The sequence below is a fragment of the Thiothrix nivea DSM 5205 genome, from assembly GCF_000260135.1.
Taxonomy (GTDB): Bacteria; Pseudomonadota; Gammaproteobacteria; order Thiotrichales; family Thiotrichaceae; genus Thiothrix; species Thiothrix nivea.
Genome location: NZ_JH651384.1, coordinates 261374 through 281715 on the forward strand (window position 1 = coordinate 261374; position 20342 = coordinate 281715).

Consider the following 20342-nt stretch of genomic DNA (forward strand, 5'->3'; position numbering starts at 1 on the left):
AAGGGAGCAAGTAACCAATGTCCGAATACAAGATTGAACAGCACACCTATGACGTTGTGGTCGTAGGTGCGGGCGGCGCGGGTTTGCGCGCTACTTTCGGCATGGCCGTCAAGGGCCTGTCCACAGCCTGTATTACCAAGGTTTTCCCTACCCGCAGCCATACCGTGGCGGCACAGGGCGGCATGTCCGCAGCCCTCGGCAACATGGGGCCGGATAAATGGCAGTGGCACATGTACGACACTGTAAAAGGTTCCGACTGGCTGGGCGATCAGGATGCGATTGAATACATGTGCCGCGAAGCAATTCCGGCAGTGATTGAACTGGAACACCAGGGCGTGCCGTTTTCCCGCACGGATGATGGCCGCATTTACCAGCGCCCGTTCGGCGGTATGACCACCGAATTCGGCAAAGGCATCGCGCAACGTACCTGCGCGGCGGCTGACCGTACCGGCCACGCCATCCTGCATACCTTGTACCAGCAATCGCTGCGCCACAATGCAGTTTTCTTCATTGAGCATTTCGCCACCGACCTGATCATGGACGAAGATGGCGTATGCCGTGGCGTAATGGCATGGGATCTGGCCAACGGCATCCTGCGCCTGTTCCGCGCCCAACAGGTGGTACTGGCAACAGGTGGTTATGGCCGCGCCTACTTCTCAGCCACCTCTGCCCATACCTGTACCGGCGACGGCAACGGCATGGTGGCACGCGCTGGTCTGCCGTTGCAGGACATGGAATTTACCCAGTTCCACCCCACCGGCATCTACGGCTCCGGCTGCCTGATCACCGAAGGGGTACGCGGCGAAGGCGGCTACCTGACCAACTCACAAGGCGAACGTTTTATGGAACGTTACGCACCGAATGCCAAAGACTTGGCTTCGCGTGACGTGGTAAGCCGTGCCATGACGGTGGAAATCAATGAAGGCCGCGGGGTTGGCCCGCAGAAAGACCATATCCACATCCATCTCGAACACTTGGGTGCGGATGTAATCCATGAACGCCTGCCGGGTATCGCTGAAAGCGCGAAAATCTTCGCTGGCGTGGATGTGACCAAGGAACCGATTCCAGTGCTGCCAACCGTCCACTACAACATGGGCGGCATCCCCACCAACTACCACGGCGAAGTCGTTACCCTGAAAGACGGCAACCCGGACAGCGTGGTTCCAGGCCTGATGGCGATCGGCGAATGCGCCTGTGTATCCGTCCACGGCGCGAACCGCCTCGGCTCCAACTCGCTGCTCGACATCGTGGTGTTTGGCCGCGCCGCCGCCAACCGTTGCGCCGAAACCCTGACGCCGGGCGCAGTACAGCATAACCTGCCGGAATCCGGTGTACAGAAAGCCATGGATCGTTTCAAGCGCATCCACAACGCCAATGGCAGCCAAACCACCGCGCAAATTCGCGACAATATGCAACGCACCATGCAGAAGCACGCCGCAGTGTTCCGTACCGGTGAATCCATGCAGGAAGGCGTGACGAAGATGAACGACATTTACGCCAGCTTCAACGACGTGGCCGTGAAAGACCGCAGCTTGGTGTGGAACTCTGACCTGATGGAAACGTTTGAGCTGGCCAACCTGCTGGATTGCGCGCAAACCTCCATCAACTGCGCCCTCAACCGCGAAGAAAGCCGTGGCGCGCATGCCCGCGAAGACTTCCCTGACCGTAACGACGACACTTGGATGAAGCACTCCATCGCCTGGGTGGATGACAGCGGCAAGGTTGCCATCGACTACCGCCCCGTCCACACCTACACGCTGACGGATGAAGTTGAATACATCGCACCGAAGAAACGTGTTTACTAAGACGTGCCACTAAGGGGAACTGTCATGGCTGAATTCAAATTACCTGCCAACTCTGTGATCAAGGAAGGCAAAACCTGGCCTGCGCCTGCCGGTGCGACCCGTGTGAAAAACTTCCGCATCTACCGTTACGAACCGGAAAGCGGTGAAAACCCGCGCTGGGACACTTACCAGATCGACCTCGACCAATGCGGGCCAATGGTGCTGGACGCATTGCTGAAGATCAAAAATGAGATCGACCCCTCGCTGACCTTCCGCCGTTCCTGCCGCGAAGGGATTTGCGGTTCCTGCTCAATGAACATTGGCGGAACCAACACCCTGGCCTGCATCAAGGCAATCGACGCTTTTGATGGCGACATCCAGATCAGCCCGCTGCCGCACATGGCAGTGGTGAAAGACCTGGTGCCCGATCTGACGCACTTCTACGCGCAATACGCCTCCATCAAGCCGTGGATGCAGACCAAGACCCCCGCCCCGCCTGACCGAGAACACCTGCAATCGCCGGAAGACCGCAAGAAACTGGATGGCCTGTACGAATGCATCCTGTGCGCAAGCTGCTCGACCTCCTGCCCCAGCTACTGGTGGAACAGCGACCGCTACCTTGGCCCGGCGGTGCTGCTGCAAGCCTACCGCTGGGTGGTGGACAGCCGTGATGAAGCCACCGGCGAACGCCTCGACAACCTTGAAGACCCGTTCCGCCTGTACCGCTGCCATACCATCATGAACTGCACCAACACCTGCCCGAAAGGTCTGAACCCGGCCAAGGCGATAGCGGAACTGAAAAAGAAGATGATTGAGCGGCGGTAAGTTTTACTCCCCACCCCCAGCCCTTCCTCCGCAAGGGGGAAGGGAGCAAGAGGAAAAGAATAACCGGATATACAGCACCATGAGCGAACTTTCCCGTTTGAAAATGCGTTGCCGACGCGGCATGAAGGAACTGGATGTGGTATTCCAGCACTATCTGGAAACCTACTACCCCAGTGCCAGTCCGGAAGACATCCAGCACCTGGATGAACTGCTGGACATGCAGGATCCCCTGCTATTCGGTATGGTGCTGGGGCTGGATCCCGTCCCCAATGCTTATGCGTCCCTGATCGAACAGCTAAGGAAGGCGCATGACTGACCCGATGCAGCAGGAACGCATGGTGCGCCTGCGCTGGGCCTGCCGCCGCACCCTGCAAGTGCTGGATCGCCCGTTGGGCAATTTCCTGCGCGACTGTTTCCACGCGCTCGACATGGGGGAACAGTTTGCGTTTGAGCGCCTGCTGAAATCAGGGGATCAGGAAATTCTCGACTGGCTGATCGGTAACCGGGAACCACGCGACGCCGGGATTTGCAGTATCATTGTCAAAATACGCGAACACAATGACAATATCGACGGAGGAGTTACCAATGCCTGATTTACATGACCTCTCCCCCAAACAGGCTTATGCCCTGCTGCAAGAAACACCACACAGTGTCCTGATCGACATCCGTTCTTCGATGGAATACCTGTTTGTTGGCCATCCGGTCGGTTCTGTGCATATAGCCTGGATTGATGAGCCGGATTGGGTGGAAAATCCTGATTTTGTTGCCGAAATCCAGCGCCTGCTGGAAAACCGTTTTAAGGGTTGCAACCCGAAACAGGATGCCAGCGTGGTGTTGATTTGCCGCAGCGGCAAGCGTTCACGCGAGGCTGCTGCTGCCTTGCTGGAAGCTGGCTTCCAGCAAGTCATGCACGTGGACGAAGGCTTTGAAGGTGAACGCGACGAGAACCATCACCGAGGCACGGTGGGCGGCTGGCGCTTCCACGGTTTGCCTTGGGAACAATGCTGATTCCGCCGCTACTAAACCTACCTATCACCCTGATTTATCAGTTCAATTGTCGGAACGTCCATACCATCCGTGCTGTTTTTGGCTTTTCATGATCGGGTTGTAATTCATGGTACCGCATACTATAAACAGTATGTTCCATGAATTATTCACGCTGACTCAAGAAAAGGAGTTGTCCCTGCATGAAAACAAAATCATTACTGGTGCTGCTGCTGGCGGGCATCTGGGGTGTCGGTAGCTGGTGGTGGTACACCTGCAAGGTCAAAGGTTTTTGTGGTGCTGACACCACCGCTGCACAGGTTGCAACCGGCGCTGCTGCTGGCGCAGCTGCCCTTTCCGGTGCCGGTAAAGACACTGGCCAGGGCACTGAAAACAGCAAGGCCGGGGAAACTGCGGAAGGCGATATAGATTCTGATGGTGATGGCGTACCCGATGCCAAGGAAGAAATGCTGGGTACAGACCCCGCCAAGGAAGACAGCGATAGTGATGGCATTTCCGATTTCATCGAACTGGCTCGCGACCCGCAGGATACTGACAGTGATGGCAAGATCGACGCCATTGATGACGATGATGACAATGATGGGGTGCTGACTGTCAACGAAAACGCGGATCCAAACGGCGATGGCAATGTTGATGACGCCGTGGACAGCAATGGTAACCAGATCGCCGATTACCTGGATGCTGGTGCGGATGGCAGCAGCGCAACGCAACAGGCGGCTGGCACAGACAAAGCCGCTGCCGACCAGGCTAAAGCTGACGCAGGCAAAGCCGCTGCCGACCAGGCTAAAGCTGATGCAGACAAAGCTGTTGCCGACCAGGCTAAAGCTGATGCAGACCAAGCCGCTGCCGACCAGGCTAAAGCTGACGCAGACAAAGCTGTTACCGACCAGGCTAAAGCTGATGCAGACCAAGCCAAGGCTGACGAAGACAAGGTAACCATGGAAACCAGCAGCGATACCAAGGCTGGGGACATTGGCCCTGCGACCCTGCACTTCCCCACGGGTTCGGCTAACCCGCAACTGGCGGCTGCTACCAAAGCCTATTTTGAGCAAGTCGCAAAATTCCTCAAGGATAACACCAGCGCCAAGGTCACGATCGTCGGTCATACCGACAACGTGGGTAACCCCGCCAAAAACAAGGCGCTGGGTTTGAAGCGTGCAGAGATGATGCAGCAAATGCTGATTGACCTCGGTGCTCCCAAAGACCGTATCAGCGCGTCTTCCGAAGGCCCCGACAAGCCGGTTGCGGACAACAAGACCGAAGAAGGCCGCAAGAAAAATCGCCGCGTTGAAATCACCCCTGTTAAGTAAAAGATTTGGAGTTGCAAGCATGTTCAAAGACATTACAAGCCGTTTCGACATGACCAGCGCCAGTCTGGATGTCATCATCATGCTGGGAATTGCCTTCCTGCTAGGTTTCCTGTTCTGTTACTTCCGTAATCGTCCAGGGCATGGGGAGTAAGCGATGAACCAGACAAATCCTGACTACACCTTTGGGACTGCCAGCATCGAAATTATCCTTCTGCTGCTGGGTTCATTCCTGCTTGGCATGTTGTTGTGCTGGCTGTTACACAAACTGGGGCTGTGCTGTGCTGGGTCACGGGAAGCCTACGAAGAGGAGGAATACCCCGACAACACGATGCTGCAAGGCGGGCGCAGGCATCGTGAATTTCCGGGGGGCACAACCAGCGGTGGTTACACCGCCGATATCAATAGCCTGTTGCGTAACCGGGAAGCTGCCCCAACATCAACTGCGGGGGCTTCCACCCAGCCCCTGCAAGGGGAAGACACCCCGGTTGATGTTGCGGCGGCTGCAACTGTTTCCGTGGCCTCTGTTGCCAGCATCGGTGGGGGCCATAAGGATGACCTCAAAAAACTGGAAGGCGTTGGGCCTAAAATAGAGCAAGTTCTCAACCTTGCGGGCATCCAGAATTTTGAGCAACTGGCCGCCATGACGCCTGACAGCATCAAGTCGATTCTGGATGCTGCGGGCGGACAATTCAAAATGCACGACCCGAAAAGCTGGCCGTATCAGGCTGAGCTGGCCGCCAAAGGTGAGTGGGAGCGCCTTAAGGAGTACCAAAACCTGTTGATAAGCGGTCATTAAGGCGCTCTGGGTCAACCTGAAAAACCGGCTCCTCTATGCCGGTTTTTCAGCAGCAGGATGCTGTTATTTTCACAAACAAGGAATTGATTATTGTGAATACCGCCAATTCTTCCTATACATTTGGCATGGCCACAGGGGAAATTATTACCCTGTTGTTGTTCTCTTTCCTCGTCGGTGCATTGCTGTGCTGGATTCTGCGTGGCCTTGGGCTTTGTTGCCGACAACGCATACCCAAACCTGCCCCGACGCATATTCCACCTGTTTTGGAAGATGTACCCCGTGCCAAATCCATTGATTTCCCGGTATCAGGTAACAATTTGAACCTCCGTCCTATCAGTGCCGAAACGGGCGCGCGTTTGCACCTGCCTCCCGATGACGTGGTTGATATAGGGCCAACAGCGTTGGCCATCAGTTTGCCAGACAGTATCGACCCACACAAACCTATCATTGACCCGCCTGATATGGAAATGGATATAGATATGGGGGCAGAACTGGAAATGTCCGACCTGCATACCGATATACCTGACCTCAACATGGACATGGATTTGAAAATACCCGACATCGAAGCCGACATCCCGGCATTTGATCCACTGCTGGACGGCATTGACCCTCACAAACCGATTGTCGACCTGCCTGACACCAATATTGACATGGGTGTGCATGCAACTGCCACGGAACCCGAATTACCTGAACTCGACGGCATTGACCCTCATAAACCTATCGTTGATTCACCGGAAAGTGATATGGCCATCGAAATGGCACATGACGCCAACACCCTGCAAGCTGATGTATTACCAGACAATATTGACCCGCACAAACCCATCATTGACCCGCCTGACATGCCCGAAGGTTCATCAGCAGGGACTAACCCCACCACCATCGGCCACAGTGTCGACGACTGGCTGCACAAAGCAAAAGAAAAAGTCAGCAGCCTGAGTGACAAAGCCACCCCGGCAGCCCATGACTGGCTACACAAGGCCAAGGAACGGGTTGAACACCTGACCGACAAAGCTGCGCCTGCTACCAGCGAGTGGCTCAACAAAGCCAAGGAAAAAGTTGATCATTTAAGCGAAAAAACCACCCCGATGACCCATGACTGGTTGCACAAAGCCAAGGAAAAGGGTGGCTCCCTCGGTTCCGAAACCCTGATGAAAGGCAGCTCAACCCTTGCAGCCTTGGCCACCAGCGCCAAGGAGTTGAGCGACAAGCTTGCCCATAACCTGAATATCCATCACGATGACCTGCAAAAGCTGAAAGGCATCGGCCCCACCTTTGCCTCCATCCTGCACCGTGCCGGCATCCACACCTACCAGCAAGTGGCGGAAACCTCCCCGCAGAAACTGCAGGCACTGCTGATTGTGGAAGACGAGCAGTTCAGCCAGCACGATACCTCAAGCTGGCCGCAGCAGGCGGCGCTGGCGGCACAGGAAGAATGGGACAAACTCAAGGAGTATCAGGATACCCTACCAACCGCCTGATTCAGGTGGTAAAGGCGCTGCGCAAATACTGAATCATGGAAACAACCGTCAGCACTGTCGCAACTACCAGTGCAGCCAAGCCACACTCCCGCAGCGGCAGCATCCCGAACAAATCCTGGTTATAGAGCAGGAAAATCAAGGCAATAATCTGCGCGGTCGTTTTCAGCTTGCCGATATAAGCCACCGCCACCTTGGAACGTGCGCCGGATTCCGCCATCCATTCACGCAGCGCTGAAATCACAATTTCCCGGCCAATAATGATAGCCGCCGCCAGTGTCATCCATGCATTGGCTTCCCGCTCCACCAATAGGATCAGGGCAACTGCCACGATCAACTTATCGGCCACCGGGTCGAGGAATGCGCCGAAACGGGATTCCTGCTGCCACAAGCGCGCCAGATAGCCATCCGCCCAGTCGGTCAGCCCGGCAATGCCGAATACGGTGGCCGCCGCCAACGGTGCCCAGTCCCTATCCAGATAGAACAGGAACACCAGCAGCGGAATCAAGGCAATCCGCAGCCATGTCAGCAATACCGGCAGGTTGAACACCATATCAACTCTCTTCCCCGTTAAAAAACTCATAAATCCTGTGCGCCAATGCCGAGCTAATACCGGACACTTTGGCCAGCTCTTCGGCACTGGCGCGCTCAATGGCCTTCAGGCCCCCAAACTGTTTCAGCAATACCTGCCGCCGTTTTGCACCCAGACCTTCGATCTGTTCCAGTGGTGACTGGGTGCGCGCCTTCTGTCGCCGGGCGCGATGGCCGGTGATGGCAAAACGGTGCGCTTCGTCGCGGATTTGCTGGATCAGATGCAAGGCGGCGGAATGTTCCGGCAAGGCCAGCCGCCCACGCCCCTGCTCGATAATCAGGGTTTCCAGACCAGGCTTGCGGCCTTCGCCTTTGGCAACGCCTACCACGTCCACGCCCGTCACCTGCAATTCGCGCAATACGTCCAGCGCCTGCGCCACCTGCCCCTTGCCTCCGTCGATGAAAAGAATATCAGGTCGCTTACCATCCTGCCCAACTGCACGACGAAACCGCCGGGTCAGTGCCTGATGCATGGCAGCGTAATCATCACCGGGCTGGATGCCGTCGATATTATAGCGGCGATATTCGGATTTTACCGGCCCATTCATGTCAAACACGACGCAAGAGGCGACCGTCGCCTCGCCCATGGTGTGGCTGATATCAAAACATTCCATCCGCCCCGGCAATTCTGCCAGCCCCAATACGTCCTGCAAGGCAAACAAACGCTGCTGCATACCGGACTTGGACAGCAACTGCATCTGTAACGACTGCTCCGCATTGCGTTGCGCCAGTTCTACCCACTTGCTACGTTCACCGCGCTGCGGCTGGCGGATCACCACCTTGCGTCCCTGTTTGAGGGTCAGCATATCGGCCAGCACATCCGGCTCATCCGGCATGACCGACACTAGGATTTCACCCGGCACGTCATGGTTAAGGTAATACTGTGCTAAAAAAGACCCCAAAATTTCTGCCGGGTTCACTTCCTCATCGGGCAGATTGGGGAAAAAATTGCGGTTACCGAGGTTATTGCCGTTGCGCACGGTGAACACTTGCACGCTGGCAATGCCGGATTTCACCTCCAGCGCCACCACATCCACATTGCCATGACCACCGCTGACATATTGCTGCTGGGAAATCTGCCGCAGGCTCTCAATCAGGTCACGGTATTCGGCGGCCTTCTCGAAATTAAGCACATGGGCAGCGGCTTCCATTTTTTGCACCAGTTCGTCAATCACCTCCTGGGTGCGGCCTTGCAGAAACTGGATAGCATGGCGGATGCTTTGCGCATACTCCTGCTGGCTGACCAGCCCGACGCAGGGGCCGCTGCAACGCTTGATCTGGTATTCCAGACACGGGCGTGAACGGTTGGCGAAATAACTGTCTTCACACTGACGCGCCTTGAACAGTTTTTTCATCAGGTGCAGGGTTTGCCGTACCGCCCCAACGCTGGGGTACGGCCCGAAATACTGCCCCGGCTGCTTGCGCGACCCCCGGTAAAACTGGATGCGCGGGTATTCCTGCCCGCTGGAAATGTAAATATAAGGGTAACCCTTGCCATCTTTCAGCAGGATATTATACCGCGGGGAATGACGCTTGATCAGGTTGCTTTCCAGCAACAACGCTTCGGCTTCAGTGTTGGTAATGGCGATTTCAACATTGCAGATTTGCTTCACCATCGCGAAGATGCGGGAGTTGGCAACCGTGCCACGGAAATAGCTGGAAAGGCGGTTTTTCAGATCTTTGGCCTTGCCTACATAAAGGATTTTGCCGTCCTTGCCCAGCATACGGTACACGCCCGGCTTGTGCGGCACGGTCTTGAGGAAATCCTTGGGGTCGAAGCTGGGCAAGTCATTTTGCATAGGTGGCTATTTTGCCACACAACATTTGAACTTGCCCGGCCTGCGGAAAAAAACCGTAATCCTGCATAAAATTTACATGCAAGCACCAGCCTACCGGCCTATAGTGTAAAAATGTCTATTCCAACCAACACGGAAAATGATGGGGAGCACAATCATGAGCACAGAAAAATACATTGTCTTGCGTACCAGGGAAACCTCAGCACCTACCCGCGGCGATATGGGCACGCGCGGGGCAGGTTTATCGACCTTCGGCCAACCCAAACCGGAAATCAAACTGGAGGAGGCCGACCTCAGCAAACGCGAACGCAATGACTTGCGCCGCGACCCGCGCACCCGCGCCATTGCCATGCCGATGCCGCTGCGGCTGATTGCGCCGGTCAGCAGTAGCGAAGTTCCACCTGACCCAGCACCAGCCCCGGAAACCTGGGGCGTAAAAGCAATTCGTGCACCCGAATCGCCCTATGACGGCAGCGGCGTTACGGTCGCGGTGCTGGATACCGGCATTGACCCCAACCATCCCGCCTTTGCCAATGCCAAACTGGTGCAGCAAAATTTCACCACTGAAGACCCCAATGACCTGCATGGCCACGGTACCCACTGCGCAGGCACCATCTTCGGTGCGGATGTCAACGGCACGCGCATCGGCATTGCCCGCAACGTCGAACGCGCCCTGATCGGCAAGGTGCTGGGTGAGGGGGGCGGCACCTCCGGTACGCTGGCGAAGGCCATCCAGTGGGCCTTGCAGGAAGGCGCGCATGTCATTTCCATGTCACTGGGCATTGATTTCCCCGGCTATGTCGACTGGCTGGTGCAGCAAAACGGCATGGACGTAAACCCCGCCACCTCGATGGCGCTGGAAGAATACCGCGCCAACGTCAACCTGTTCACCGAGCTGGCGCGTTTCGTGCAGGCTTACGGCGCTTTCGGCCAGGGAGCCATCATCGTTGCCGCTTCCGGCAATGAAAGCAAACGCCCCCAATATGAAATCTCCGTCGCACCACCTGCCGCTGGCACTGGCATCATCGCCGTGGGTGCGTTGGGGCAATCCGATAATGGGCTGATTGTGGCCAACTTCTCCAATAATCAGGCTGATGTCTCTGCCCCCGGCGTCGACATCCAGTCCGCCGAAGCCAACAACACCGGCCTGGTCAGCATGAGCGGCACCAGCATGGCCACCCCGCATGTCGCCGGGGTAGCCGCTTTGTGGGCGCAACGCCAGCTGCAAATGACCGGGCGGGTAGAAAACCAGAGCCTGATGTCACAACTGGTTGCCAGCGGCACCTACGCCCCATTGGCACAAGGTGTTGAGGAAGATGATGTCGGTACCGGCATTGTGCAAGTACCACTGAGTTGATGGCATTTGCTTTCCTCTTGTCATAGAGCAAGGAAAAGCACGGTTAATCTTGTTAGAGTAAGCTGATATTAACAATTTTATTCCCCACTACCGGCTCAGGTAGTGGGGATGTGTTTTATCAACCCCAACAATACGACTCTTACAGGGTGACACCACATGACTAAAAAATGGGTTTATTCCTACCACGAAGGCGATGGCAAAAACAAACAACTACTGGGCGGCAAGGGCGCAAACCTGTGCGAAATCACGCAGATCGGCCTCAATGTCCCTCCTGGTTTCGTCATCAGTACCGAAGCCTGCCTGAACTACCTCGACCAGCCGGATCATCAGTTACCGGATGGCGTCATGCAGCAAACACGCGAACAAATGGCCGCTCTGGAGCAAGCCACCGGCAAACAGTTCGGCAGCGCCAGCAACCCGCTGCTGGTTTCCGTGCGTTCCGGTTCCGCCATGTCGATGCCAGGCATGATGGACACCATCCTCAACCTCGGTCTCAACTCGCAGACGCTGGAGGGGCTTATCGCACAGACCAATAATGAACGCTTTGGCTACGACTCCTATCGCCGCTTCATCCAGCTATTCGGCAAGGTCGCTCTGGGCGTGCCGGACGAGCTGTTTGACGTACAGTTTGAAGCCGTGAAAAAAGACGCGGGCGTACAAGCCGACATCGGCCTGCAAGCCGCCGACCTCAAGGAAATCAGCCAGCGCTTCCTGAGCGTGGTGCGTAACCACACCGGCAAGCCCTTCCCCGAAGACCCTTACGAACAGCTCGAAATCGCCATCAAGGCAGTATTCAACAGCTGGATGGGCAAACGGGCGGTCGACTATCGGCGCGAATTCCAGATCACCAGGGAAATGGCCAACGGCACGGCGGTCAACGTCGTCACCATGGTGTTCGGCAACATGGGCAATGACTGCGCCACCGGCGTCGGCTTCACCCGTAACCCCGGCACCGGTGAAAACATCCTCTACGGCGAATACTTGACCAATGCACAGGGTGAAGACGTGGTGGCAGGCATCCGTACCCCCAAAGCCTTGCAGGAAATGGCGCGTGAAATGCCCGGCCTCTACACCCAGTTGCTGGATCTGCGCAACAAGCTGGAGCGCCACTACCGCGAAATCCAGGACTTTGAATTCACCATCGAAAAAGGCGTGCTGTACTGCCTGCAAACCCGCAACGGCAAGATGAACGCCAGCGCCATGGTACGCACGTCCGTCGAAATGGTGCGCGAAAACCTGATCAGCGAAGAAGAAGCTCTGTTGCGCATCAACCCGCAACATCTGGAACAGATGCTGTATCCACGGCTTGACCCGTCATTCAAGGGCGAAGCGCTCGCCACCGGCCTGCCCGCCTCCCCGGGCGCCGCCAGCGGCCAGGCCGTGTTCGACGCCGACCGTGCAGAGCAATTGGGCAATCAAGGCATCAAGGTCATACTGGTGCGCGAAGAAACCAAGCCGGAAGACATCCACGGCTTCTTCGCTGCCCGTGGCATCCTCACCAGCCGAGGCGGCAAAACCTCGCACGCCGCCGTGGTCGCACGCGGCATGGGCAAACCCTGTGTAGCAGGTGCGGAAGGCATTCACGTTGACGTACAATTACGCAAGGCATTCGTCGGCAACACCGTCATCAAGGAAGGTGATGTCATTACTCTCGATGGCACACGCGGCGACATTTTCCTCGGTGAAATCCCCAAGGTCGAACCGGATTTTTCCGAAGAACTGGTCACTCTGCTGAGCTGGGCGGACAAGGTAGCGCGCCTCAAAGTCATGGCCAACGCCGACACCCCGGTCGACGCCGCCCGCGCCCTCAAGTACGGCGCGATGGGCATCGGCCTGTGCCGTACCGAGCGCATGTTCAACGCGGTTGACCGCCTGCCGCTGGTGATCGACATGATCGTGGCCGACACCCCCGAACAGCGTCAGGCCGCGCTTGATCTGCTGCTACCAATCCAGCGTGGCGATTTCAAGGAACTGTTCAAAACCATGTCGCCGCGCCCTGTCACCGTGCGCCTGCTCGACCCGCCAATCCACGAATTCCTGCCCAGCGAGCAGCAACTGGTGGATGAACTGGAACAACTGCATCATTTGCGCCTGTCCGTACAGGGCATGGAAGTGGTGGTGGAAACCGCCAGGGTCATGGCCAGCAGTCATGGTGAAGCGCTACCTTCCAGCGTGCATGAGCTGGGCGACACCCGGCTAGTTGACAGCATTATTACCCGCAAGAGCCAAATCCTGAACAAGGTGCGGGCGCTGCGCGAAGTCAACCCGATGCTGGGGCATCGCGGCGTGCGTCTGGGCATCACCTTCCCGGAAATCTACACCATGCAAATCCGCGCGGTGCTGGAAGCCGCCGCCGATTGTGTCAAGGCAGGCATCCCGGTCGCGCCGGAAATCATGGTTCCGCAAGTCTGTACCGTGCAGGAACTCAAGTACGTCAAGCGCTTGGCGCAAGCCGTTCACCAGCAGGTCGAAGCCACTTTCGGCGTCAAGGTCGACTACCACTTCGGCAGCATGATGGAAGTGGTGCGCGCCTGTATGCGGGCAGACAGTCTGGCGGAAGAAGCGCAATTCTTCTCCTTCGGCACCAACGACCTGACCCAGGCCAGCTTCTCGTTCTCACGCGAAGACGCCGAGAACAAGTTCCTGCCGATGTACAACGATCGTGGCATCTTGCAGGATAACCCGTTCGAGGTGCTGGACGTGAAAGGTGTCGGGCGCTTGATGGGGCTGGCGGTGGAATGGGGGCGCAGCGCGCATCCGAACCTCAAGGTTGGCATCTGTGGGGAACATGGCGGGCATCCGGCCTCCATCCGCTTCTGCGATGAAATCGGCTTGAACTACGTGTCCTGTTCCGGGCCACGGGTGCCGATTGCGCGGCTGGCGGCGGCTCATGCGCAGATATTGGCGGGGAAGAAAAACACCGATTGATCCTGGTGATTGTGTAGGGGGCAACCCTCGGTGGTTGCCCTCTTCCGGCTCAATGTTCCAGATACGGCGTCAATGTCCCGAACTCCGCCTTGCGGGTTATCACCTCCGCCAGCGCTTTCAGCAGCGGCACATCCGGATGCCCCGCTTGTTCAGCCTGGGCAATAGTGGCGGAAAAGTCCCAGTCATCGCGCACGCCATCCTTCAGCAAGTCCACGATTTCCTGTTTGGCGTAAGGGTAGCTGTCGGGGAAATGAGCGAGGCGGTAGAACCACAGTTCAAGCAACAAGGTTGCATGATACCTCTCGGCATGATTCCCAAATGATTCGTTGATGAGGCTCCGCCCCTCTTCCAGCTCGCCTTTTGCCAGCACGATCTGAGCCAGATTGGCGAAAATATTGGGGTTGTCGGGTACTTCCTGAATGACCTGCCGATAGTATTTTTCGGCTTGATCAAAATCCTTTCGGGTATTTTGTAAAAAGATGGCGTAGCCAGTCAGCGCATCCGCATCCTTTGGATTTTTCTCAATAGCCTGCTGATACTGCTTTTCTGCTTCAGCAAGCGCGGCCTCATCCACTTTGGGCGCTGCTGCTTCCGCTGATGCAGCAGCTGTTGCCGGTTCAACGCTGGTAGCCACCTCCCCGGCGGAATAATCCTTGATCTTCCCCAGGTTATATAAGGCCAGCTTGCCCGAGGTGAGCGACACGGCGATCCAGCAGCCCGTCGGCGTACAGCGGAAGTCGAAGTCCCAAAGGGGCGATGGCGTGGAAAACTCTGTCGGCAAACGCAAACGGAACAGTTCGCTGTGCGTATCCAAATCCCACAGCCGCACGGTCATGTCACTGCTCACCGTTGCCAGTTCGCGGCTGTCCGGGCTGAAAATGGCTTTGTACACCGCCTGTTCATGCCCGTTCAGGCGCAGGGGTGGGGCAGCGCCGCTGGTGGGGTAGACGCTGACGAAGCCTTCGCGCCCCACGCTGGCGAGCGCAGCGCCGTCCGGGCTGAGGCTTGCCCAAAGGAGTGCATCGTTGGCCGTGGCGAGGGTTTTCGCGGTGGACGGTTGGGTGGTCAAGTCCCAGAGTTTGAGTTTGAAATCGTCATTACCAGCGCTCAGCAACAGTTTGCCTGATGGATCAAAGCTGACCGACTCGACTTTCCCTTCATGCGCCTCAAACAACTGTGGTTTCCCCTCACCCTCCAGCGGAAACAGGCCGATGCGCCCATCGTAGCTGGCGGTGGCGAGTTGGGAGCCGTCGGGGGAGAAGGCGACGGCGTGGACAACATCCTTGTGGTCGGTAAAAGTTTTTTCCATTTTTAATTCAAGATGTTTAGACTTGCTATCGTAATGAACTGACCAAACTTTAACTGTATGATCATTGCTACTAGACGCAAATAATGTGCCTGAAGAATTAAAACTAAAACGATCTACAAGATTATTATGAGCATCCTTTATTTCTGCCAAAATCTCACTTTGGGGATCATCAGCAGTTGGTAAACGATACACACGAATACTCCCGTCATAGAATCCAACGACTACAAATTCCCCATCGGGTGAAATAGCATTTGAAAAGGGTTTGACTGGCAACCCCACCAGCCATTGCTGCGGCAAATCCCCGCCCCAGCGTTTCACCGTGCCATCGTTGCTGGCGCTGTACAGCGTCGCGGCAGCTTGCCCCTGCGCCTGCCACAGCGTCAAACCCGTCACCGTCGCCGTATGCCCTTGCAGGATGCGCCGGGTGACGCCGGTTGCCACATCCCACAGGCGGATGGTGTTGTCGCTGCTCGCGGAGGCCAGCAGCCCATCGGGAAGGAATTGCAGGCCGAACACCGCGTTCTGGTGGCCTTTGAGCCGCCGGAGGGCTTGCCCGGTTTGGGCATTCCAGAGGATGATGCTTTGGTCTGCACTGGAGCTTGCCAAGGTTTGCCCATCCGCACTGAACGCAACGCCAGTGGCTTGGGCATTATGCCCCGCCAACACCTGCAAGCTGACGCCTTTCTCCCAATCCCACAAGCGCACGGTATTGTCATACGAGGCGCTGGCGAGTTGCCGCCCATCCGGGCTGAAGGCCAAGCCATGACCTGCGGCAATCAACCGGCTATGCCCTTCCAGCACCCGCAACAGCTTCGGCGGCGCGTCTTTCCCCTCCCCTGACAAGGGGAGGCCGGGAGGGGTTTCTTCTATCGCCCACAACCGTATCTTGCCATCATCATGCCCACTGGCGAGCACCTTGCCATCCGGGGTCAAGGCCAGTGCTTCCACCTTGCCGAATGCCTGGCCTTGCGCATCCGCCGACCACTGCTGCAAGGGCTGGGCGGGCTGCCCGTCGTGCGGCAACGCCCAGCGGATGATCTGGCCATCCTCACCGCCTGAAAACAGCCAGGGTTGTTTGGGGTGGAAAACAATATCCCACACTGTTCCCATCCCATTGCTTCCGGCTGTCTTGTCATGCCCTTCCAGCAGTGGCTTCACCAGCTTGCCGCTGGCGCGTTCAAACAGCGCCACCGTGCCGCGTTCGCCGGAGGCCGCCAGCCAGTGCCCGTCCGGGCTGATGGCGACATCGCCAGTTAATTGGGGCAGGGGCTTGTCGCCGTCCTGATAGGTGGCTTGCGCCGCGCCACCCATGATGCCGGTGAAGCCCGCCAGCAGGTCGCGGGCATGACGGCGGCTGGCCGGGACTTCATCCTCCAGGTTGGCAATCTTGTTGAGCTTTTTGCGGGCTTCGGCAAAGTCCTCCCCCCGCGCCAGCAGGGAGGTGTGGGTCAGGGTGGCGTCAAACAGTTCTTTGGTGCGTTGCTGTTCTGACGCCAGCGCCCGTTCATTCTGTTCACCCGCCCGGTTGCGCTCGATGACCGCCCATGCCGCCAATACCGCCGCAACCACAAACGCCAGCAAGGCGAACATGTACTGCTTCCTGATCCGCGCCAGTTCCGCCTTGCGCCGCGCCTCTTCCGCCGCCTGCTGACGTTTTTCCGCCTCTTCGCTGTCGGCCAGGAAGTTCATCGCCAGATCAAAATAGCTGTACTCCGTAGCCTTCCCCCCCATCCCCAACCCTTCCCCCGCAAGGGGGGCAGGGAGTGAAGAGGAAGAAGCGCCAGAGGGAAGCAGCTCTTGTCCCTTCCCCCCTTGCGGGGGAAGGTTAGGATGGGGGGGAGAGACGGAGGAATCACCCGTCGGGGTATACCGCTGCGCCCACACCGAGTCAGGCTGCGCCTGTTTGCGCCACTCCAGCGCCAGCGCCAGGTCAGTGCCGTGCCAAAGTTCGCCCTGCCCATCCTGATGCCGTTCCGCCGCATCCAGCAGGCGCAGGAACATCCCGGCCTTGTCAGTTTCCTCGTCCACCCATATTTTCAGGCGCTCCCACTGGCGGATCAGGCTTTCGTGGCTGATGTCCAGCACGGTGTCCGGCGTCAGCGGCACATGCGGCGGCGGCATCAGGAAATTGCGCCCGCTCTTGCGGAAGGTGTCCACCACCAGCGTCAGGTTCATCAGGCTGCAACCCGCCAGATCGAGGATTTCCTGCGCCCTGACCGGACGGCGCACGTTCTGCCCGTCACCGCCGCGTTCGGTCAGCGCCCGGAACAGGATTTCGGCAATACGCTTGCCCTCCTCGTCCAGCCGGTTCAGTGTCCGCTCCACATGGTGATTCAGCGTGCCTTTCAAACCCTGGAGTTGCTGATAGCGCTCCAGCGTCAGGTTCTTGTCCTTTTTGTACAGCCCCATCAGCGCATGTTGCAGCAGCGGCAACTGGTCAGGGTCGTTGCCTGCTTCGTTGACCAGATGATTCACCAGCGCCTCGTCCACCTCCCCGCCAAACAGTTGCGCGGGCAGGCTGATGGCATCGTGCAATTCCTCCCGCGTCATGCGCGGCGTGAGATACAAGCCGTGGTTGATTGCTTCTGGCAGGCCGTGGAATTCCGCCGCCTCGCCCAGGAAATCGGAGCGCATGGTGATGACCACGTAAATATCGGGATGCTGGCAGGCTTCCAGCAACAGCGCGACGAACGCGGTGGCCTGATCTTCCTGCTGCTTGCGGTAACGGAAGATTTCCTCGAACTGGTCAACCAGCAACAACAGGCGCGTGCCTTCCGGCAGCGGTGAATACACCAGGATTTCATGCAGGCTGCGGGTGCCCCGGCGCAGTTCAGCCGCCAAAGAACCCTCACCCCCAACCCCTCTCCCGGAGGCAGAAGGGAGCAAAGCACCTGCCGCCAACGCCTCTTTCTCCCCCTCTACCTCCGGGAGAGGGGGGATGGGGGGTGAGGGTTCCCCAAGCTTCCGCAAACGCCTGATCCACCAACAAGGCTTCCGCCAGCCGCATGAACGGCTGATCACCGGGGCGCATTTCGGCAATGCTCCAGCGCGAACCCACCTCGCCCATGTAGCCTTTTTGCAGCCCCGGCAACAATCCCGCTTTCACCAGCGAGGACTTGCCGCTGCCCGAAGAACCCAGCACCGCCAGGAAATGGCTTTCCTTCAGGCGTGTCAGCAGTTCATCCACCTGATGCTGGCGGCCAAAGAAAATGCGTGACTCGTAACGCTCGAAGGAACGTAGGCCCGGATACGGCTGAAGGTTGCGCTTGTTCATTTTTCAACCTCCGCCAGGAACTGCTCCAGACAGTGGTCATCAAAGTTGGCGTTGCATCCCAACATCGTGATCCCGGCTGGAATGAAGAACAGTTCTTCCGCGCCATCATCCTGACAGATCAGGATTTGCGGCTTGACCTCGCGCTTCAGGGTTTGCGCCCGCGCGTCTGAAAGGTAGTCTTCCACCACATCCGCCGAGGCTTTTTGCTGCAACATCAACAGGATGTCGCAACTTTCATAACCGCGCTCGATACTCTTGCGGATACGGGTTGCATCACCCTGATAACGCGGCAGGGCAATGCCGTAGCCTCTGGCCCTCAGCACCTGCGCCAACTGGTAGGCGCGCTCAAAGTCATCCTGACTGGCGTGGACGAAAATCATTTTCTCACCATTGATACGTTCCACCGGTTCCGGCTCCGGTGGCTTGGGCAGCACGGCATCGCGCACCCTGCGGATGAAATCGGGCAACGGGCTGGCGATGACGGTCTTGCCTTCCAGCAGTTTTTTCTGCTCGTCGAAGATACCTTCACGCATGTAATCCAGATTGGGATCGCGCCATTGCAGGATCGGTTTTTTGGCGGCATCAGCGGAGAAGTGCTGGTTGAACGGAATGCCCATCGTCCATTTGGCGTCCAGCAGTTGCACGAAGTGGGAACAGCGCGCCAAGTCCCTGTCCATATTGCCTTCCAGCGTATTATTCTGCGGCAGCACATCAATACCAAACTGGCGCAGCTCACTGATGAGGCTTTCGCGTTGGCTGAATAGCGAGTCATTGACTGGCGCGACATAAACGGTGGGTTTGTCCTCCACTTCTACGACTGGGGCAGCCTGTTTGGCCGCGCGCACGGATTGCGCCAGATGGTGCGACAGATTGACCAGCCGGTTGAAATATTCCGCATCCGTCTTCTGCGGAACCGGGTAGCCCAATTGGTGAATTTCATCCCGGTCATTTTGCTGCCAGAAACGGTAGCTCAGCAGATCGTGTAACCGTTCAGGCTTGCTGGCAGTTTCCACGCTGTCCACTTCAACCACAAAAATGCGGCCAACCGTGTCGGGATGTGTTTGCAGGAAAATGTCCAGTTCGCGCTGGCACCATTCCGACGCCAGCCAGCCCTGCGACATCAGGATCACCAGCATGTCGGTTTTGGCCAACTGCTGTTCGATTTCGGGGGTGAGTTCATCACTGCCCTTGAGACGGAAATCCATCCACAACTGGTAATGTTCCGCCCGCCCGATGCGGCGGCTGACTTCAATGCGCAGATTATTGATGAAATGAGTGATCCAACCTTTCTCCCCACCAGAAAAAGGCTGATTGTCGACATGTGCGTAACTGACAAATATATCCGGCACCATCCGGTGTTCCTTGTGTGAGTTCCTGAGCAAGCCCACACAAAATATAACCTGAATATGCCGGATTGTTAACCGTTATGCACAAAAGATTCCTCTGATAAGGGGAGGCTGGGAGGGGTTTCTTAATAAATCAACGAAAACATCTTGTTCCGGTATTTCTTCACCAGCGGGTTCTTCGCCCCGATCAGTTCAAAGGTGCTGAGCAAACCCTCTGTGCTTGCAGCTTGGCCTTTTTGGCTTCGGCCAGCAACTGACTGAGGATTTCATTTTCGATGGCGTCAGGCGGCACGGCTTGCAGCATGAATTCGGCCTCTTCAGCCCGGTCGGACTGGATCAGCATCCCGGCCAGTTCAATCACGGCTTCGTAGAAATCCGGCTCGTGCTGCACGACCTGTTCCATCAGTTGCAGCGCGCCTTCCAGGTCACCACTTTCGTACATCGCCAGCGCCTGCTGACGGTACGGCTCGGTCTTGCGCACACGATGGCGGTCGATGATCTTGCGGATTTCGCTTTCCGGCTGCACCCCCCATGAATTCGTCGAAG

18 protein-coding genes are annotated in these 20342 nt (G+C 57.3%); 11 read left to right on the forward strand and 7 right to left on the reverse strand.

From position 1 onward, the window contains the following. The first annotated feature begins 17 nt into the window (after positions 1 to 17). The 9 genes from sdhA to THINI_RS23035 all read left to right on the forward strand — a co-directional run bounded on the left by sdhA (position 18) and on the right by THINI_RS23035 (position 7198). Complete coding sequence (gene sdhA / locus THINI_RS01570) at positions 18 to 1805, forward strand: succinate dehydrogenase flavoprotein subunit (protein WP_002706931.1); 1788 nt, start codon at positions 18 to 20, stop codon at positions 1803 to 1805. 24 nt (positions 1806 to 1829) lie between these two features. Next, positions 1830 to 2609 carry a succinate dehydrogenase iron-sulfur subunit gene (locus tag THINI_RS01575; protein WP_002706932.1) on the forward strand — a complete coding sequence of 260 codons (780 nt, stop codon included), beginning with the start codon at positions 1830 to 1832 and terminating at the stop codon, positions 2607 to 2609. Between the two features lie 79 nt (positions 2610 to 2688). Continuing rightward, positions 2689 to 2925: an FAD assembly factor SdhE gene (locus THINI_RS01580; RefSeq protein ID WP_002706933.1), complete on the forward strand. Its 237-nt coding sequence runs from the start codon at positions 2689 to 2691 to the stop codon at positions 2923 to 2925. Then, entirely contained in the window at positions 2918 to 3202 is a 285-nt protein-coding gene (locus tag THINI_RS01585) for an FAD assembly factor SdhE (protein ID WP_002706934.1), read from the forward strand. Before THINI_RS01580 ends, THINI_RS01585 begins: the two co-directional genes overlap by 8 nt. After that, a complete protein-coding gene (locus tag THINI_RS01590) occupies positions 3195 to 3617 on the forward strand; it encodes a rhodanese-like domain-containing protein (protein ID WP_002706935.1) in 423 nt (140 codons plus the stop codon). The genes THINI_RS01585 and THINI_RS01590 overlap by 8 nt, the downstream gene beginning before the upstream one ends. 179 nt (positions 3618 to 3796) lie before the next feature. Next, on the forward strand, positions 3797 to 4924 hold the full coding sequence (locus THINI_RS01595) for an OmpA family protein (RefSeq protein ID WP_002706936.1): 1128 nt from the start codon (positions 3797 to 3799) through the stop codon (positions 4922 to 4924). A gap of 19 nt (positions 4925 to 4943) precedes the next feature. Further along, entirely contained in the window at positions 4944 to 5075 is a 132-nt protein-coding gene (locus THINI_RS26945; RefSeq protein WP_002706937.1) for a hypothetical protein, read from the forward strand. A gap of 3 nt (positions 5076 to 5078) precedes the next feature. Beyond that, positions 5079 to 5720: a hypothetical protein gene (locus tag THINI_RS23030; protein WP_002706938.1), complete on the forward strand. Its 642-nt coding sequence runs from the start codon at positions 5079 to 5081 to the stop codon at positions 5718 to 5720. Positions 5721 to 5812: 92 nt separating this feature from the next. Next, the gene (locus tag THINI_RS23035; RefSeq protein ID WP_154724320.1) at positions 5813 to 7198 is read left to right on the forward strand and encodes a hypothetical protein; all 1386 of its coding nucleotides are present in this window, start codon (positions 5813 to 5815) and stop codon (positions 7196 to 7198) included. Between the two features lies 1 nt (position 7199). Here THINI_RS23035 and pgsA read toward each other — a convergent pair whose 3' ends face one another. Further along, positions 7200 to 7748 carry a CDP-diacylglycerol--glycerol-3-phosphate 3-phosphatidyltransferase gene (pgsA, locus tag THINI_RS01610; RefSeq protein ID WP_002706940.1) on the reverse strand — a complete coding sequence of 183 codons (549 nt, stop codon included), beginning with the start codon at positions 7746 to 7748 and terminating at the stop codon, positions 7200 to 7202. A 1-nt stretch (position 7749) separates the two neighbouring features. Next, on the reverse strand, positions 7750 to 9585 hold the full coding sequence (uvrC, locus tag THINI_RS01615; protein ID WP_002706941.1) for an excinuclease ABC subunit UvrC: 1836 nt from the start codon (positions 9583 to 9585) through the stop codon (positions 7750 to 7752). Positions 9586 to 9739: 154 nt separating this feature from the next. Between uvrC and THINI_RS01620 the strand changes: the two genes are divergently transcribed. Continuing rightward, positions 9740 to 10939, forward strand: coding sequence for a S8 family peptidase (locus THINI_RS01620; RefSeq protein ID WP_002706942.1), 1200 nt, complete (start codon positions 9740 to 9742; stop codon positions 10937 to 10939). Between the two features lie 156 nt (positions 10940 to 11095). Next, positions 11096 to 13867: a pyruvate, phosphate dikinase gene (gene ppdK / locus THINI_RS01625; RefSeq protein ID WP_002706943.1), complete on the forward strand. Its 2772-nt coding sequence runs from the start codon at positions 11096 to 11098 to the stop codon at positions 13865 to 13867. A 49-nt stretch (positions 13868 to 13916) separates the two neighbouring features. On the opposite strand, the gene THINI_RS23040 is transcribed toward ppdK, so the two are convergent. The 5 genes from THINI_RS23040 to THINI_RS01645 all read right to left on the reverse strand — a co-directional run bounded on the left by THINI_RS23040 (position 13917) and on the right by THINI_RS01645 (position 20322). Further along, complete coding sequence (locus THINI_RS23040; protein ID WP_002706944.1) at positions 13917 to 18017, reverse strand: nSTAND1 domain-containing NTPase; 4101 nt, start codon at positions 18015 to 18017, stop codon at positions 13917 to 13919. A 7-nt stretch (positions 18018 to 18024) separates the two neighbouring features. Further along, positions 18025 to 18450, reverse strand: a complete 426-nt coding sequence (locus THINI_RS01635) for an nSTAND1 domain-containing NTPase (protein ID WP_002706945.1) — start codon at positions 18448 to 18450, stop codon at positions 18025 to 18027. Continuing rightward, entirely contained in the window at positions 18447 to 19802 is a 1356-nt protein-coding gene (locus THINI_RS01640; RefSeq protein ID WP_002706946.1) for a toll/interleukin-1 receptor domain-containing protein, read from the reverse strand. The genes THINI_RS01635 and THINI_RS01640 overlap by 4 nt, the downstream gene beginning before the upstream one ends. Before the next feature lie 119 nt (positions 19803 to 19921). Then, the gene (locus THINI_RS27070; protein WP_154724502.1) at positions 19922 to 20005 is read right to left on the reverse strand and encodes a tetratricopeptide repeat protein; all 84 of its coding nucleotides are present in this window, start codon (positions 20003 to 20005) and stop codon (positions 19922 to 19924) included. Continuing rightward, entirely contained in the window at positions 19984 to 20322 is a 339-nt protein-coding gene (locus THINI_RS01645; RefSeq protein WP_081485738.1) for a tetratricopeptide repeat protein, read from the reverse strand. The genes THINI_RS27070 and THINI_RS01645 overlap by 22 nt, the downstream gene beginning before the upstream one ends. Between the last annotated feature and the right edge of the window lie 20 nt (positions 20323 to 20342).

What these genes read in the sequence shown, in the direction of transcription:
- sdhA (WP_002706931.1), top strand. Translation starts at nt 18, where the DNA reads ATGTCCGAATACAAGATTGAACAGCACACCTATGACGTTGTGGTCGTA.
- THINI_RS01575 (WP_002706932.1), top strand. Translation starts at nt 1,830, where the DNA reads ATGGCTGAATTCAAATTACCTGCCAACTCTGTGATCAAGGAAGGCAAA.
- THINI_RS01580 (WP_002706933.1), top strand. Translation starts at nt 2,689, where the DNA reads ATGAGCGAACTTTCCCGTTTGAAAATGCGTTGCCGACGCGGCATGAAG.
- THINI_RS01585 (WP_002706934.1), top strand. Translation starts at nt 2,918, where the DNA reads ATGACTGACCCGATGCAGCAGGAACGCATGGTGCGCCTGCGCTGGGCC.
- THINI_RS01590 (WP_002706935.1), top strand. Translation starts at nt 3,195, where the DNA reads ATGCCTGATTTACATGACCTCTCCCCCAAACAGGCTTATGCCCTGCTG.
- THINI_RS01595 (WP_002706936.1), top strand. Translation starts at nt 3,797, where the DNA reads ATGAAAACAAAATCATTACTGGTGCTGCTGCTGGCGGGCATCTGGGGT.
- THINI_RS26945 (WP_002706937.1), top strand. Translation starts at nt 4,944, where the DNA reads ATGTTCAAAGACATTACAAGCCGTTTCGACATGACCAGCGCCAGTCTG.
- THINI_RS23030 (WP_002706938.1), top strand. Translation starts at nt 5,079, where the DNA reads ATGAACCAGACAAATCCTGACTACACCTTTGGGACTGCCAGCATCGAA.
- pgsA (WP_002706940.1), bottom strand. Translation starts at nt 7,748, where the DNA reads ATGGTGTTCAACCTGCCGGTATTGCTGACATGGCTGCGGATTGCCTTG.
- uvrC (WP_002706941.1), bottom strand. Translation starts at nt 9,585, where the DNA reads ATGCAAAATGACTTGCCCAGCTTCGACCCCAAGGATTTCCTCAAGACC.
- THINI_RS01620 (WP_002706942.1), top strand. Translation starts at nt 9,740, where the DNA reads ATGAGCACAGAAAAATACATTGTCTTGCGTACCAGGGAAACCTCAGCA.
- ppdK (WP_002706943.1), top strand. Translation starts at nt 11,096, where the DNA reads ATGACTAAAAAATGGGTTTATTCCTACCACGAAGGCGATGGCAAAAAC.
- THINI_RS01635 (WP_002706945.1), bottom strand. Translation starts at nt 18,450, where the DNA reads ATGAACAAGCGCAACCTTCAGCCGTATCCGGGCCTACGTTCCTTCGAG.
- THINI_RS01640 (WP_002706946.1), bottom strand. Translation starts at nt 19,802, where the DNA reads ATGGTGCCGGATATATTTGTCAGTTACGCACATGTCGACAATCAGCCT.